We start from the raw sequence: 14,810 nt of genomic DNA, 5'->3' as shown, positions 1-14,810 counted from the left end.
CAAAACCGCCGCTACAACCCGCTCGCGAAGATCATTGGAAAGAGGTCGGGTCATCAGATGCTGGCCTCCATTCCCAGCCAGCATCTTGAATCACACAACCGACAAATCGGGAATCCCCTTCGATTCCATCAAAGCGTGAACCGCTCTAGGCTGTCTGCCGTGATCTCATTGAACAGACTGGATGAGCCATAGTAGTGCAAGAAGGTTGGCGAGCGATGCACTGGCCGGGCCGAACGTTTTCATCCGATCATCGATCGTGGCACCTATGACCGCATCCCCGGCCTGCACAAGGATCATTATCCAGGCGATGGCTTCAAGCCATTCCGTCGAACCTGTGAAAAATGGCACGGCGCTCGCGACCACCAAAGCCACGCTGCGTGCACAACCGTACAATGCTATCGTGCGGGCGTTGCCGGTTTCGTTCATGGCGGCAGCCAAGGAGAAACCGAGACTGACGACCGCGCTGAGAGCTGTGACTGACGCGCAAACGATGAAGGCTGTGAACATCGCATTCCATGGCTTGTGGCCGCTACACCTTACTCGAATAGCCAGGGCCTGAAATCAAGTCACTCTTTGCCGCTACCAGTTACAACTTGCGCGGTCATATGCAGGGCACGAATGGCTTCGGCTGCCCTCAGAGCTCCTTCTGCGCCAATTCCCTGAATTCGTCGGGCACTGAGCGTGCGGCCTCCAGCGCCACCGTGCCGTAGCCGACCGCCTGCTTGCCAAAGCGCTCGCGGATCTTGTCGATGGCGCGGTCGGCACCGAAGCGTGCCAGGCCTTTCAGCGTGCCCGGCCTGTGCTTCTCGTCGGTGAGGCCGAGCGGCAGTTCGAGTTGCAACTCTGCACTTTCCTCAAGATGCGAGACCGAGATCGCCAGCAGCGAGATCGTCTTCTCGTACGGGTGGTCGGCAAGCGCGCCGCGCACCAGGTCGCCGGCGATCTCGGCCAGCATCGTGGTCGCCGAGATCGGCTGGTCAAGTGTGATCGACCGCGTCACCGCGCTGAGATCGGCAAAGCGCACGCGCACCGTCACCGTGCGGCCGGGCCTAGCCTTGGCGCGCAGCCGGCTGGCGACGCGGTCGGCCAGATGCAGCAAAGTGGGCACGATGACCCGCGCCACGGCAGGCTTTTGCCCAAGTGCCGATTGGGCACCGGCCGAGTGCGCCCGACGCTTGGTCTCCAGTTTGCGCGGGTCGCGGTTCCATGACAGCGCCGACAGCTTTTCGCCGGCGGCGGGACCGAGCAGCCGCGTCAGCGCGCCGCTATGCGTCCTGGCCAGCTGGCCGATGGTCTCGATGCCGATTTCGGCCAGCCGCGCCTTCGTCGCCGGGCCGACGCCCCACATCAGGCCGACCGGCAGGTCGTGCAGGAAGGCGATCTCGGTGCCGGGGTCGACCACCACCAATCCGTCGGGCTTGGCGACCTGCGAGGCGATCTTGGCCAGATGCTTGGTGCGCGCCACGCCGATCGAGATCGGCAGGCCGAGCTCTGCACGGACGCGGCGGCGGATGGTCGTGGCGATCTCTTGCGGGGATCCGAACAGGTGTGTGCAGCCGGCGACATCGGCAAAGGCCTCGTCGATGGAGATGCGCTCGACCACTGGCGTGAAGTCGTCGAGCACTTTGATCGCGGCGTCGCCCAGACGCTGGTAGTCGCTGAAATTGCCACCGACCAAGATCAGCTGCGGGCAGAGCTCGCGCGCCTTGCGTCCCGGCATGCCGCCGCGCACGCCGAAGGCGCGCGCCTCGTAGGAGGCGGCAAGCACGACGCCGCCGCCCACCGCAATAGGTTTGCCGCGCAGCGACGGATCGAGCAACTGCTCGACCGAGGCATAGAAGGCGTCGAGATCGGCATGCAGGATGGTGGCTGTCGTTTCCATCCCGACCGCACATCCGCAGTTGCTGATAGACAGGAACATATAGAGAACAAAGCACGCACGACTGTCAAGCAGAATGTCGGCGTCCGGTGCTATCATCCGCGTTCTTCAGCACAAATTGCACAGGTGACGTCGGATCGCGGTTTTCAACAACGTCTTAAAGACAGGCAACGAGACTGTCAGCATACGCCAGAGTGCGGAAGGAGGACGACATGACCAACCACGTTATCGCGCCTTACACGGATTGGTTTGAAGCGCATAAAGCGCATCTCGAGAAAGAAAAGGCGTTTACGAGCCAGCGTCAACAAATTGCGGCGGACCGGCGGGCGCTGCCGTGGCTGCGGATCGACAAGCCCTACGAGTTCGATACGACCCAGGGGAGGAAATCGCTGGCCGATCTCTTCAAGGGCCGCAGCCAGTTGATCATTTATCACTTCATGTTTCCGCCCAATGCGGACTATCGGTGCACCGGCTGTTCATTCCTTTGCGACCACATCGACGCCGCCAACCAGCATCTGATGCATCACGACGTCTCCCTGGCCGTCTGCTCGCGCGCTCCTCTCACCGAGCTACTGGACTTCAAGGCGCGGATGAATTGGCAGTTTGATTGGGTGTCATCATTCGGAAGCGATTTCAATTTCGACTTCCAGGTATCGTTCACCGAGGACCAGATCAACTCGGGCAAGGTGTTATTCAATTTCGAGGAGGTCGCGATGTCAGGCAGAGATCGCGGTGGTACGACCGTTTTCTACAAAGATAACGATGGGAAGATTTATTGTACGTTCCAGGTGCGGGGCCGTGGTGGCGAGAACCTGATCGGGACCTATAGCTATCTCGACCTGACTCCCGTCGGCCGCAACGAAAATGGGCCCTCACATACGCTGGGCGACTGGGTCCGTCTTCACGATGAGTATGATGGTCGCTGATTGTCCTTTTATCGGCGCGAGGGAACGCCTGCCTTGGTAGAGCTTCGGCGATCATATGTTCGCCAGATGCTCCGCGCGCAACGCCGCCTTCATCTGGTCCAGCGCAGCTTCACCGCCGGCCGCCAGAGCCTGGGCGATCCGGGCGAGCTTGTCGTCGGCCCTGCGGTGCTTGCTGCCCCAGGCGCCGAGCGTCGCCAGCACGGGCAGCAGGTCGATGCCTGCCTCGGTCAGCCTGTAGACCGTTTTCAGCCCGTGTGTCGGGTCGTCGCTGCGGGTGAGGATGCCTTCGTCCTGCAGCGTCTGCAGCCGCTCGGCCAGCGTGCGCGAGGAGATGCCTTCGTCGGACTGCAGGAATTCCCGAAAATGCTTTTTTCCAGCGAAGATCAGGTCGCGGATGATGAGCAGCGTCCAGCGGTCGCCGAGCAGTTCGAGCGACAGGTTGATCGGACAGCCGGACTTTCCCTTGGTCGACATTGTCTATGGTTCCATTTTTAAATCAATTTACTATTGACATCATTCTCCGCCGTGCGTCAAATGGTTCCATAAGTAAAGCATTCGTCAACGTCGGACAAACTGAGGAGAATGACCATGAAAAAACTGATCCTGCAGATGCAGATGTCCGTCGACGGCTTTGTCGGCGCCAACGAGGATCATCACTGGCAGCTCTGGGAATGGGGCGACGACAGCGCCTGGGACGACGAGTTGAAGCGGGACTTCAACGCCGCTTTCGCCGGCGTCGACACCATCCTGCTCAGCCGAAAGATGGCCGAGGAGGGGTACCTGACCCATTGGGGCAACGCGGCGAAGAAGTTTCCAAGCGATCCGTTCTACGCCTTTGCGCAGCGCATCGTCGAAGCACGAAAGGTGGTGCTGAGCGACAAGCTCAAAGCCTCGCGATGGGAGCGCACGACTGCTGCCAGTGGCGACCTGCCGCGCGAGGTCAAGGCGCTGAAGGCGGGCGAGGGCGGCGACCTGGCCGTGTTCGGAGGCGCCGGTTTCGCCTCCTCACTCATTACGGCCGGGCTGGTCGACGAGTTCCAGCTGTTCGTCAACCCGGCGGTGCTGGGCGCGGGACGGCGGATCTTCGACCAGGGCGGTTTCAAGACGCTGCGGCTGCTCGGCTCGAAGGCCTATGCCTGCGGCATGGTGGTCAACCGCTACGCGCCAGTGGCGTGATCCGAGGCATGGCGAAGGCATCTCGCCGATAAAAAGATGTTTGGGCGGAATCCTTTGCCCGCGTCTCTTCGTCTTCAAGGTGCGGTCGCCGGTAGGGCGGGCGCATCAATCCTGAACGGAGAGACAAGACCATGATCCTGGTGACAGGCGCCACGGGCCTTAACGGCAAGGCCATCGTGCGCGAGTTCGCTCGGCAGAAGCATGAGGTGAGGGCGCTGCGGGACCCGGCCCGTGCCTCGGCGGCGGGGCTCGACGGGCTTGCCGCGATACAGCTGGTCGAGGGCGATATGCGCCGGCCTGAAACGCTGGGCGCTGCACTCGACGGCATCGACCGCGTGCTGATGATTTCGACCGCCGCCGAGGACATGACGGAAACGCAGTGCCGCTTCATCGACGCCTGTAAGCAGGCCGGTGTTGCCCATGTGGTGAAGTTTTCCGGCGCGGAATCCAACATCGGTTATGACGCGACGAAATTCCGCTTCACGCGCATGCATGAGGAGATCGAGCGCTATCTGGAAGGGGCAGGCATGGCGTGGACGCATCTGCGCCCCAGCCAGTTCATGCAGGTCTATCTGCGCGACGCGCCAACCATTGCCGCCGAGGGCGTCTTCCGTCTCGCACTCGGCGATACCGAACTGTCGCCGGTCGATGTCGAGGACATCGCCAAGGTGGCCTTCCGGCTGCTGCGCGACGGCGGCCATGCGGGCGAGAGCCTCGACATGACCGGGCCCGAGGCGCTGACGATGCGCGATGTCGCGGCGCGGATCTCGCAAGCGATCGGCAAGCCGGTTCGCTATGTCAACGTGAGCCCTGAGGTGCGGCGGCGCAATCTGCTGGCCGGCGGCATTCCAGGCGGTTTTGCGGATGCGCTGGACGAGCAACTGGCCGAGCGGCTGCGGCGGCCGAAATCGCGGGTGTATCTGGCGACGCATGAGATGTTCGGCGTGCGGGCAACGCCGTTCGTCGAATTCGCCCGACGTCATGCCGCAATGTTTGGCGGCGAGCACTAGCCGCGTCGCGAAAAAATCATCCGCGGCCACGTATCCTTTCCGACCGCCCGTTCGTCCTAGGCTTCGAAGGTCGCGCGGCCCGCGATCCGCAACCCCGGGAGAACCATCATGGCGAGCATACAGAGCGAGGCAAACAGGAACCACTACGCGGCGCTCGCCGCCAATGCTGGCAAACTGACGAGCCCGCAAGCGATCATCGACTACAACGACACGCAATGGACGGCGCTGACCGGCGAACCGGGCGGCGTCGACTATATCGAGGTCGATGCCGGCGTCGTGCCGGCGATGTGGATCGTGCCGAAGGGCGCCGACGAGCAGCGGGTGCTGCTCTATGCGCATGGCGGCGGCTTCGTCGGCGGCTCGATCTACACGCACCGCAAGCTGGTCGGGCATCTGGCCAAGGCCGTTGGCTGCCGGGCGTTGCTCTACGACTATCCGCTGGCGCATCAGGCGAAGCATCCGGTCCAGCTCAATGCGGCGATGAGCGCCTGGAACTGGCTCACCGACCGCACCGGGCAAAGCTTCGACACCAGGCACATCGCGCTTGCCGGCGATTCCTGCGGCGCGGTGCTGACCTATGGCGTCCTGCAGCGCCTTCGTGAGGAAGGCCGGCCATTGCCTGCCGCGACGCTGATTATCTCCGGCTGGTTCGACATGGCGCTGACCGGTGCCAGCTATGAGACCAACCGCGAAAAGGACCCGGCTTTCGCCAAGGCTGCCGTCGACTGGCTGGCGACGAACTTCATCGGCGATGGCGACCGGCTCGATCCGGAGGTCAGTGCGCTCTATGCCGACCTCAGCGGATTTCCGCCTGTCTTCCTGCAAGCCGGCGGGGATGAGACGCTGGTCGACGAAAGCCGCATGTTCGCCGAGCGCGCCAGGCTCGCCGGCGTCGAAACGCGGCTCGACGTCTTTGACGGCATGCTGCATTCCTTCCAGATGATGGCCGGCAAGGCGCCGGAAGCCGACGACGCGATCGGCCGCCTCGCCACCTGGGTGCGGCCGAGGCTGGGCTTGCTAGGTGTCAACGACAAAGCCACTCGCGACAAGGCTGCCGGCGACAGAGCGGCGTGAGCATGGGCCGGCTGATCGTATCGAGCTTCGTGCTTGTGGAAGTGGAGCGCTTGAGCAATGGTGTGGTGACGCTGACCGATATGCCGCGATGAACCAGCAGATCCGCAAACCTATTGAATCGGCAAAAGGGATGCAGCTGCGGCTTGACCCCGAGGGCCTGTTCGACCTGCGCTACAAGGAGTTCCTGGAGACGGTTTCGCATCTGCGGGTCAAGCTGCACCGGTACTGCGCGCGCATGGCCGGTTCGGCCCTCGATGGCGAGGACATCATGCAGGAGGCGCTGTTCGAGGCCTATCGCAAGATCGAGTTGCTCGACGATGCGCAGGCGCTGCGGCCCTGGCTGTTCCGCATCGCCCACAACCGCTGCATCGACTTCATCAGGAGCCGCCGCGCGCGGCAGCGAGCCGAGGCCGGCTATGCCGGCGACGAGATCGTGCTGCCTGTCGAGCCGGCCGGTCCCGGCGCCGGCCGTGCCATCGAGCGGCTGGTCGTGCATCTGCCGCCGAAGGAACGCGCTTGCGTGCTGCTCAAGGATGTCTTCGACCATTCGCTGGAGGAGATCGCCGATCTGGTCGGCTCGACGTCAGGCGGCGTCAAGTCGGCGCTCAACCGCGGCCGGGCCAAGCTCGCCCTCTTGCCGGCGCAACCGGTGGCGGTACCGGCACACGATGCCGAGCTGGCGCGGCTGCTCGACCGGTATGTCGAATTGTTCAACAAACGAGACTGGGACGGGGTGCGGGCGCKGGCCMGCGCCGATGCCCGGCTGCGCGTTTCGGATTGCTACAACGGCTTGCTCTCCAGTTCGCCCTATTTCGCCGAATTTGAGCGCAGCGAGCTGCCCTGGCGCATACGGCCAGGCGCGTTCGAAGGGGAGAACGTTCTGGTCGTCGACAGGCTGCATGGCCAGGCCTGGCGGCCGGCGTATCTGGTGCGGATCCATGCCGACGGCGGTGTGATCGACCGTATCAGCGACTACTATGCGTGTCCCTGGATCATGGATATGGCATCCGCCGACGCCGGATGAAGTGCCTTCCCTACTCCCACAACAAGGGGAGAAGGGAAGTCGGCCTCACTTGGCATCGTGAAAAATAATGCCGACGGTGTGGCGCATGCCTGAGCGCAGGCGGCTGACGCCGTGGCGCATATTGACGCGGTAGTTGCCCTTGGTTCCCTGCACCGGCCGTTGTGGACGGCGAAGGCGACGGCGTCGCCCTGGCGCAACGGCACCACTTCGACCCGGCTCTGCATGCGCGGCCGCTGTTCGGTCAGCGCGAACTCGCCGCCGGTGAAATCCTCGCCCGGTTCGGAAAGCAGGATCGCCACCTGCAGCGGGAAGGCGAGGTCGCCATACAGGTCCTGGTGGAGGCAGTTGAAGTCGCCGGGCACATATTGCAGCAACAGCGGCGTTGGTCGTGTCTGGCAGGCGGCATGGCACTGTTCGAGAAACTCGGCATGCGACGCCGGATAGCGCATGGCTTGCCCCATGCGCACGTTCCACTGATTGGCGACGCCGGCCAGCCTGGGATAGAGCGCGCTGCGCAAGCCGCCCAGAAGGTCGGGCAAGGGATAGCGGAAATAGCGGTACTCGCCTTTGCCGAAGCCGTGCCTGGCCATGTGGATGTGGCTGCGGAAATGCTGTTCATGGGGATAGAGGTCGGCGATCTGCCGGCACTCCTGCGGCGAGAGAAGCTTTTCGATCACCGCGCAGCCGAAGCCGTCGAGCTCCGCGGCAAGGGCTGGCCAGTCGTACGCGGCGACGCGCGTCTCTGCGGCCTCGACCACGGAAGCGGTAACTTTGGCATGGGCGTTCATGGCGTTGCCTCCTTGTCGAGCAGGGCGCGCTTGCGCTCGATGCCCCAGCGGTATCCGGACAACGTGCCGTCGGCGAGGACGACGCGGTGGCAGGGAATGCCGAGCGCGATGGCGTTGGCCGCGCAGGCCGTCGCCACGGCGCGGGCACCGTTCGGCTGGCCAAGGCGGTGGGCAAGGGCGGTGTAGGTGATGGTGGCGCCGCACGGGATGGTGCGCAGCACGTCCCACACCCTCTGCTGGAACGGCGTGCCGTGGCGCATGTCGAGCGGCAGGTCGAGCCCGGCGCCAGGCGTTTCGACGAAGCGCGCTATCGCAGCGAGATCGTCGCGCAAGGCGTTTTCGTCTTCGACCAGCATCTTGCCTGGGAAGCGATTGCCAAGGTCCTGCTCCAGCGCGTCGGCGTCCGAGCCGATCAGGATGGCGCAGACGCCGAGATCGCTGCGCGCCGCCAGGATCTTGCCGATCGAGGACTGGCCGATGGCATAGGCGATGGTGTCGTGGGCGGCCATCGCCGTCGGTGCGGTCATTTGGGTTTGCATAAGGTTCATTGCCTTCACTCCTTTGTCTGTGCCTGAACCCTAGTCGCGTGCCGGCTGTGTCTCACTCCGATGCTTGCTTTCAAATCAAATCGCACCTGTGAAGAATTCAGTTGTCACCGTAGAGCGCTGATTTTGAAACCATTCACACTTTGTCATGCGAGGCGGGTGACGGAGATTTCACCGAGCAGGAACACTTCGCCGGTCAGGAGCCGCAGCTCGATCTCGCCGGTCGCGGTCAGGTTCCACTCGGCTTTGCCATTATCGACCATCTGGCCAATGACGGTCATCACCAGTGATTTCGCGTCTTGGGTGCGTGGGTTGGCGGCAGCGCTGTTGCGGGTCTTCGCATCGGTGGTGGGAGACCTTGCCATCGCGCGCATTGCCGCCGGGTCCTCCCGCCGTCAGGCCCTTGAAGACCGGTATGCGGCGATGTCGGGTGCCTTCACACAGCCCGATCCGCCGGATGACGCTTCGCGGTCGAGCAGCGCGCGTTTGCGCTCCGCTCCCCAGGCGTAGCCCGACAAGGCACCGTCCTTGCGGATCACGCGGTGGCAGGGAATGGCAACGGCGTGCGTGTTGGCGGCGCAGGCGGCGGCGATGGCGCGGGTCGCCTTTGGCGCACCGATGCGCTCAGCGATCTCGGCATAGGAAACCGTGCTGCCGACCGGGATATCCTGCAAGGCCTGCCAGACGCGCCGCTGGAACGCGGTGCCGCGCACGTCGAGCGGCAGGTCGAGGCCGAGTGCTGGCGCTTCGACGAAACCGACGACGCGGGCGACCAGAGCCTCGTAGCCGCGGTCGCCGCCGATCAGCCGCGCCTCGGGGAAACGGTCCTGAAGGTCGCGCACCAGCGTGTCCGGATCGTCGCCGAGCAGGATCGAGGCGACGCCTTTTTGGCTCGATGCGACCAGGATGACGCCGAGCGAGGATTCGCCGACGGCAAAGCGGATTTCTTCATGCGTGCCGCCGGCGCGATAACGCGTTGGTGTCATGCCGAGCATGCCGGTCGATTTCTCGTAAAACCGCCCGCTCGAATTGAAGCCGGCATCATAGATCGCCGCTGTCACGCTGGCGCCATCCTCAAGGCCCTGGCGGATGCGGGCGGCGCGCTGCGCGGCGGCATAGTCCTTCGGCGTCAGCCCGGTGACGGCCTTGAAGACGCGGTGGAAATAGCCGGCGCTGCGTCCGGCGGCGGCCGCGAGTTCGGCGAGCGACGGCTCTTCCTCGCTCCGTTCGATCCTGCGGCAGGCATCGGCGACCATCGCGGCGTTGCCGGCCTCCAGCGACGGGCTGTCCGGATTGCAGCGCCGGCACGGACGAAAGCCGGTCGCCTTCGCCTGATCCAGCGTGTCGTGCAATTGCACGTTCTTCGGGTTGGCGCGCCGTGACGGGCAGGAGGGCCGGCAATAGACGCCGGTGGTCGCCACCGAATACCAGAATTCTCCGTCAGCCGATTTGTCGCGCGAAACGATGCGCGCCCAGCGCGGATCGTCGGCAACCGGCAGCGGCGTGGATTTCAGATTCTTGGCCAGGGTGATGAACATGGCCGGCATTGAAACCGCCAACAGCCGGCCTCGCCACCCGTTTCCTGCCAAGCGCCGCCAATCGCCGTCGCCCGAGCCCTTGTTCCTACGCCGCCCGCTTGGGTTCGATCGCAAACGGGCTGAGACCCAACCAGGTCTGCATTTTCCTCGCGATGTGCTGGTCGCCGGTCAACGCGACTTTTGCCCCGGCCTTCTCGACCGTGATCAACCCCATCCAGATCGCCGTCATCGTGTGCAGGTCGGTCGAGACGTAGAGATCGACGTCAAAGCCCGGATCGTACCAGCACAAATCGACCTCGCCGTGCTTTTCGACGATCAGCCACCACGACCGTTTGGACGCCGGTAGCTCCTGATACAGAAATTGTATCACCGTGCGCCCCTCGGGCAGCGGCGAGGGGTTCAAATTGCGCCGCATGTCCCACATCAGCAACGACGGATCGAGGTTTTTCAGCGACAGCCGGGACTCGACCCATTTCTGTCCCCAGAAGCCCATCGCCTCGACGACCGGGCGCAAATCCCTGCCGGCTTCCGTCAGCCGATATTCGAAGATGCCTTTCTCGCCCGGCACTTCCTTGCGCTCGATGATCCCCGCCAGTTCGAGCTCCTTGAGCCGTTGCGACAGAAGGGTCGGCGACATTTTCGGCACGCCGCGGCGTAGGTCGTTGAAGCGGGTCGAGCCTGCCACAAGTTCGCGCAGCAGAACCATGGTCCAGCGGGTGCACAACACCTCGGCTGCCATCGATAGCGGGCAGAACTGCTTGTATCCGTGCTGGGTCATGACTGGTGCCTCTCCCTCGAACCTGGGCTGAATATTAGGCCTTCATGAATGAAGCGGCCAGTACGGAAACTGTACCACCCCAGTACAGATCGCGGACTGGTTGGCGGGCGCCCTGCCATGCGAGCTCTTGGCCGGTGCACGGGATAGCCCCTTGCGCGCAACCAGGAGACTACCCATGACCGCCTATATTATCGCAGACATCAAGGTGAAGGACCCGCAGTGGATGCCCTCCTATGCCGCCTCGGTGCACGACCTCGTCCACAAGCATGGCGGCAGATACCTGTCGCGCAGCGGCAATGTGAAGACGCTTGAAGGCAAGCCGCTCGACACCACGCTGATCGCCCTGATGGCGTTCCCATCGGAAGCGGCGGCGCGCGCCTTCACCAACGATCCGGCCTATGCGCCCTTCGTTTCAGCCCGGCAGGATGGCAGCGACAGCCGTTTCCAGATGATCGACAACACCGATCTGGCCGGGACGATCCCGTACCTGCCGAAGGGATGACCGTCCCCGGCATTCGTCGCATCGATTGCGGGATCTCCAAGCAACAACAGTCACAGCGCTTGCGTGTCGGGCCTCCGTATTTTCGGCGGCCGGCCAGCTGTGCTTTTTCAAGAGGATTGGAATGAACATGATATCGAACTTCTGCAACAGGGTTCTCATGGCGGGGGCCATGCTGGCCGTCTGCACCGCGTTCGCGCAGGCCCATCAGGAAGCGTCTGCGTCCGGACCCAATCCGCTGGCCGACAAGGTACGGGCTGCCAACAGTCGGTTTGTCGACGTCAAGGCCGCGACGGCCGAGGGCTATGCGCCCATCCCCTGCGCCAGCGGCATCACCGGCGGCGCCATGGGCATCCACTACGTCAACGGCCAGTACCTGAAGGACGACAAGATCGACATCGCCCGTCCCGAAGCCGTGATGTACGAGCCGATGGCCGACGGCACGCTGAAGCTGGTGGCGGTCGAATACATCACCTCGAAGGGGCCGGCGTCGCTGGACGGACAGCTGTTCAACTTCAACAGCGCGCCCAACCGCTACGGCCTGGGCGCGTTCTACGAACTGCATGTCTGGGCGTGGAAGGGCAACCCGACAGGCACCTTCGCCGACATGAACCCGAAAGTGTCATGCGAACACGCGATGCCGCCGAGCCAGTAGCCGGCAAGGCCAGGCGGCGCCAATGCCGCCTGGCCATTTTTGGACGCGGTTGCGTGAGTGCTTCAGGCGGCCTTGACCAGGCCGAGCTGGGTGAGGGCGGCGACGCCGTCGTCGAGGCCGATCTCCTCGACGATCCTGCCGTCGACCACTTTCAGCACTGTGGTGCCGGTGAAGCGCATGGTGCGGCCGGTGGCGGCCGGCAGCGAACCGACGAGGAAATCGCTGAACGCCGGGCCGGTATGCGTGCCGCCGCCCTCCCACCGGCCGACGACATAGTCGCCTTCGGCGATGAGGTCTGCGGTGGCCCAGAAGTTGAGGTCCGGGAAGGCGGCGCGGAAATCGGTCATGAAGGCCTTGATGTCGTCGCGGCCGCGGCGCGGCTCATGCAGCGAGTATTTCAGCAGCATGTCGGGTGCGGCGATGTCGTCGACGACCGATAGATCGCAGGTTTCACCCCAGAAGTCGGTGAACCATCTGACGACGACGGCCTTGTTGTCTTCCTGTTTGGTCATTGGGAGGTCCTCTTTGCCTTTTCCTTGGAGATCACCGTTTTCACTGGTGACCTGGGGCAAACACTAGGACGATCCGGCGGGCGCAAAACTCCGGTTCTTGCCGGCCAATCGAATGGCGGGGAGGTGCCGGCAACGCTCACGCAAGCTGGCAACGCAGGATCGCCGCCCTGGGCAGTCTTCCTTCGGTAACTGTTTCTTCTCTGGTTTTGCTGCAGATTGCCCCGCGGGTGGGGATGAGCGAAACAGACGATGGCGCGTCAGGACAAGAAAAGTCGCAATGGAACGTTCTGGGCCAAGGCCCTGGAACGCGCCCATCTTGGCGTCTGGGACTGGGATCTTGCGACCGGTGACTGCTTCTATTCCGCGACCTGGGCGCGGATGCTGGGCTATGATGAAAGCGAACTTGCCAACACCAGCGACCTGTGGCTGCAACTGACCCATCCCGACGATCGCGAGCGGGCGCTGGCCAGCGGCGACCGCCACATTGCCGGACAGACCGACGCCATCGAGACCGAACTCAGGCTGAAGCACAAGCAGGGGCACTGGGTGTGGGTGCTCGATCGCGGCGGCATCGTCGAGCGCGACGCGTCCGGAAAGCCGCTGCGGCTGATGGGCGTGCAGACCGACATCACCAAGCAGAAGGCGGCCGAAGCCGAGCTCGAAAAGGTCAATGTGCGCTTCCGCCTGGCGCTCGCCGCCAGCGGCACCGGCATCTGGCACTACGACATCGCCACCAACAAGAGCTATTGGGACACCCGCACCAGGGACATGTTCGGACTCGTCGCCGACACCGACGAGGTGACGGCCGACCTTTGGCACAGCTATCTGCATCCCGAAGACAAGGAAGCCACCGAGCGTGCGCACCGGGCACCCATGGGAACGGACGCCGTCATCGCCAATCAATACCGTATCATCAGGCGCGACGGCGAGATCCGCCACATCGAATCCCTGGTCCGCTTCGTCGCCGCCGCGGGTGCCGCGGGCCAAATCCTTGGCACGGTGCGCGACATCACCGAGGAAAAGCTGCGCGAGCAGGAGCTCGCCTATGCGGCCCGCCATGACGCGCTGACCGGGCTGTGGAACCGCTCCGCCTTCGACCGGCTGCTCGCCGACCATATCGCGGCGGGTGCGCCGCTCGCCGTGTTCTATGTCGATCTCGACTACTTCAAGGCGCTCAACGATTTTGCCGGCCATGCCGCCGGCGACCTGGCATTGAAGAGCGTTGCCGCCGGCATCCGCGCTTGTCTGCCGCCATCGGCGCAAGCGGCGCGGCTCGGTGGCGACGAATTCGCGCTGGTGGTGCCGCACTGCGATGCCGCGCAGGCCGAGCGGATCGCCACTGCGGTGCTTGGCGCGGTGCGCGAAGCCGATCTCGGCCCGGCCGCATCGACGCGCAAGCTGGCGGCCTCGATCGGTATCGCCTTCGTCGATGACGCCGGCACCACGGTGGCCGACGCGCTGGCGTGCGCGGACGATGCCTGCTACGCGGCCAAGGCTGCCGGGCGAAACCGTTTCGCGGTGTTCTCCGTCAAGACGGCATCGGGGTCGGGCGGGCTGAATGCGGCGCGGATCGCCGCCGACACCGTCGATGCCATGGAAGACGGACGGCTGAAACTGTTTGGCCAGGAAATCCATCTGCTGGGCAGGCCGTGGCAAGAGAGCCGCCATGTCGAAGTGTTGGCGAGGCTTGCCGCGCGCAATGGCCGCCTGGTGCCACCCGGCGAGTTCATTCCGGTGGCCGAGCGGTTCGGCATCGCTTCCAGGCTCGACCGCTGGATCATCCGCACCGCGCTGTCGCGGCACGGCGCGGCCTTGCGCTCGGGCGCGCTGACGCTCGGCTTCAACCTGTCGGCGCAGACGTTGAGCGATCCGCAATTGTGGGCGTTCGTCGACAGCGTCATCGAGGAGACCGGGGCGCCGCATTCGGGCATCGGCTTCGAGATTACCGAGACCGCCGCGGTCACGAATTTCGACGCCGCGGAACAATTCGTGCGCAAGGCGCGCGAGCGGCACTGCCGGGTCAGCCTCGACGATTTCGGCGCCGGCATGAGTTCGTTCGAATATCTCAGGCGGTTCCCCGTCGACACGATCAAGATCGACGGTTCCTTCATCGAACACATCACGCAAAGCCGCTTCGACCGCGAGATCGTGCTGGCTATCACCAGCATTGCCCGCAGCCTGGGCTGCGCTGTGGTGGGCGAGAAGATCGAACGGCAGGACACGTTGACGATGCTGAGCGACATGGGCGTCGCCTTCGGCCAGGGCTTCTTGCTGCACCGGCCGGAACCGCTGGAGGCGATTGTTTCGCGCGCGACCGAAGTGGTGGCAGCCCGAAAGGCATCGTGATCCAGGTATGTTGAGATTCAGGTGTGTTGAGATTCAGGCCGGGCCAGCCGGCCTGAGTCT

General features: G+C 64.0%; 16 protein-coding genes and 1 pseudogene. 8 read left to right on the top strand and 9 right to left on the bottom strand.

Going from position 1 to position 14,810, the window contains the following annotated elements; all coding sequences use genetic code 11:
- Positions 1 to 165 precede the first annotated feature (165 nt).
- Positions 166 to 507: a hypothetical protein gene (locus AC1DZU_RS29955; protein ID WP_210334021.1), complete on the bottom strand. Its 342-nt coding sequence runs from the start codon at positions 505 to 507 to the stop codon at positions 166 to 168.
- Between the two features lie 127 nt (positions 508 to 634).
- Positions 635 to 1,882 carry a DNA polymerase IV gene (dinB, locus tag AC1DZU_RS29950; RefSeq protein WP_477290340.1) on the bottom strand — a complete coding sequence of 416 codons (1,248 nt, stop codon included), beginning with the start codon at positions 1,880 to 1,882 and terminating at the stop codon, positions 635 to 637.
- Between the two features lie 209 nt (positions 1,883 to 2,091).
- Between dinB and AC1DZU_RS29945 the strand changes: the two genes are divergently transcribed.
- Positions 2,092 to 2,805 carry a DUF899 domain-containing protein gene (locus AC1DZU_RS29945; RefSeq protein ID WP_477290338.1) on the top strand — a complete coding sequence of 238 codons (714 nt, stop codon included), beginning with the start codon at positions 2,092 to 2,094 and terminating at the stop codon, positions 2,803 to 2,805.
- A 51-nt stretch (positions 2,806 to 2,856) separates the two neighbouring features.
- Here AC1DZU_RS29945 and AC1DZU_RS29940 read toward each other — a convergent pair whose 3' ends face one another.
- Positions 2,857 to 3,279 carry a winged helix-turn-helix transcriptional regulator gene (locus AC1DZU_RS29940; RefSeq protein ID WP_477290336.1) on the bottom strand — a complete coding sequence of 141 codons (423 nt, stop codon included), beginning with the start codon at positions 3,277 to 3,279 and terminating at the stop codon, positions 2,857 to 2,859.
- Positions 3,280 to 3,393: 114 nt separating this feature from the next.
- Between AC1DZU_RS29940 and AC1DZU_RS29935 the strand changes: the two genes are divergently transcribed.
- From AC1DZU_RS29935 to AC1DZU_RS29920, 4 genes are all read left to right on the top strand, one after another.
- The gene (locus AC1DZU_RS29935; RefSeq protein ID WP_477290334.1) at positions 3,394 to 3,981 is read left to right on the top strand and encodes a dihydrofolate reductase family protein; all 588 of its coding nucleotides are present in this window, start codon (positions 3,394 to 3,396) and stop codon (positions 3,979 to 3,981) included.
- 131 nt (positions 3,982 to 4,112) lie between these two features.
- Positions 4,113 to 4,991, top strand: coding sequence for an SDR family oxidoreductase (locus AC1DZU_RS29930; protein WP_477290333.1), 879 nt, complete (start codon positions 4,113 to 4,115; stop codon positions 4,989 to 4,991).
- A gap of 108 nt (positions 4,992 to 5,099) precedes the next feature.
- A complete protein-coding gene (locus AC1DZU_RS29925; protein WP_477290331.1) occupies positions 5,100 to 6,065 on the top strand; it encodes an alpha/beta hydrolase in 966 nt (321 codons plus the stop codon).
- A 130-nt stretch (positions 6,066 to 6,195) separates the two neighbouring features.
- Positions 6,196 to 7,089 (top strand): sigma-70 family RNA polymerase sigma factor, encoded by an 894-nt coding sequence (locus AC1DZU_RS29920; RefSeq protein WP_477290329.1) that lies wholly within the window; start codon positions 6,196 to 6,198, stop codon positions 7,087 to 7,089.
- Between the two features lie 45 nt (positions 7,090 to 7,134).
- On the opposite strand, the pseudogene AC1DZU_RS29915 reads toward AC1DZU_RS29920, so the two are convergent.
- The 5 genes and pseudogenes from AC1DZU_RS29915 to AC1DZU_RS29895 all read right to left on the bottom strand — a co-directional run bounded on the left by AC1DZU_RS29915 (position 7,135) and on the right by AC1DZU_RS29895 (position 10,738).
- A pseudogene (locus AC1DZU_RS29915) lies at positions 7,135 to 7,877 on the bottom strand (2OG-Fe(II) oxygenase).
- On the bottom strand, positions 7,874 to 8,425 hold the full coding sequence (locus AC1DZU_RS29910) for a methylated-DNA--[protein]-cysteine S-methyltransferase (protein WP_477290327.1): 552 nt from the start codon (positions 8,423 to 8,425) through the stop codon (positions 7,874 to 7,876). The pseudogene AC1DZU_RS29915 and the gene AC1DZU_RS29910 overlap by 4 nt, the downstream one beginning before the upstream one ends.
- A gap of 143 nt (positions 8,426 to 8,568) precedes the next feature.
- Complete coding sequence (locus AC1DZU_RS29905; RefSeq protein ID WP_477290325.1) at positions 8,569 to 8,796, bottom strand: hypothetical protein; 228 nt, start codon at positions 8,794 to 8,796, stop codon at positions 8,569 to 8,571.
- A gap of 21 nt (positions 8,797 to 8,817) precedes the next feature.
- Complete coding sequence (ada, locus tag AC1DZU_RS29900) at positions 8,818 to 9,960, bottom strand: bifunctional DNA-binding transcriptional regulator/O6-methylguanine-DNA methyltransferase Ada (protein ID WP_477290351.1); 1,143 nt, start codon at positions 9,958 to 9,960, stop codon at positions 8,818 to 8,820.
- Between the two features lie 85 nt (positions 9,961 to 10,045).
- Positions 10,046 to 10,738, bottom strand: a complete 693-nt coding sequence (locus AC1DZU_RS29895; RefSeq protein ID WP_477290323.1) for a winged helix-turn-helix transcriptional regulator — start codon at positions 10,736 to 10,738, stop codon at positions 10,046 to 10,048.
- 175 nt (positions 10,739 to 10,913) lie between these two features.
- On the opposite strand from AC1DZU_RS29895, the gene AC1DZU_RS29890 reads away from it, so the two are divergent.
- Both AC1DZU_RS29890 and AC1DZU_RS29885 read left to right on the top strand, forming a co-directional pair.
- The gene (locus AC1DZU_RS29890) at positions 10,914 to 11,240 is read left to right on the top strand and encodes a DUF1330 domain-containing protein (protein ID WP_095091320.1); all 327 of its coding nucleotides are present in this window, start codon (positions 10,914 to 10,916) and stop codon (positions 11,238 to 11,240) included.
- 121 nt (positions 11,241 to 11,361) lie between these two features.
- A complete protein-coding gene (locus tag AC1DZU_RS29885; protein WP_477290321.1) occupies positions 11,362 to 11,892 on the top strand; it encodes a hypothetical protein in 531 nt (176 codons plus the stop codon).
- A 62-nt stretch (positions 11,893 to 11,954) separates the two neighbouring features.
- On the opposite strand, the gene AC1DZU_RS29880 is transcribed toward AC1DZU_RS29885, so the two are convergent.
- Complete coding sequence (locus tag AC1DZU_RS29880; protein WP_477290319.1) at positions 11,955 to 12,404, bottom strand: ester cyclase; 450 nt, start codon at positions 12,402 to 12,404, stop codon at positions 11,955 to 11,957.
- A 249-nt stretch (positions 12,405 to 12,653) separates the two neighbouring features.
- Between AC1DZU_RS29880 and AC1DZU_RS29875 the strand changes: the two genes are divergently transcribed.
- A complete protein-coding gene (locus tag AC1DZU_RS29875; protein ID WP_477290318.1) occupies positions 12,654 to 14,750 on the top strand; it encodes an EAL domain-containing protein in 2,097 nt (698 codons plus the stop codon).
- The last annotated feature ends 60 nt before the right edge of the window (positions 14,751 to 14,810 follow it).

Source organism: Mesorhizobium sp. P2_A12 (assembly GCF_056405075.1).
The sequence above is the reverse complement of the archived record's forward strand: the minus strand, read 5'-3'. Positions and strand labels throughout refer to the sequence as shown.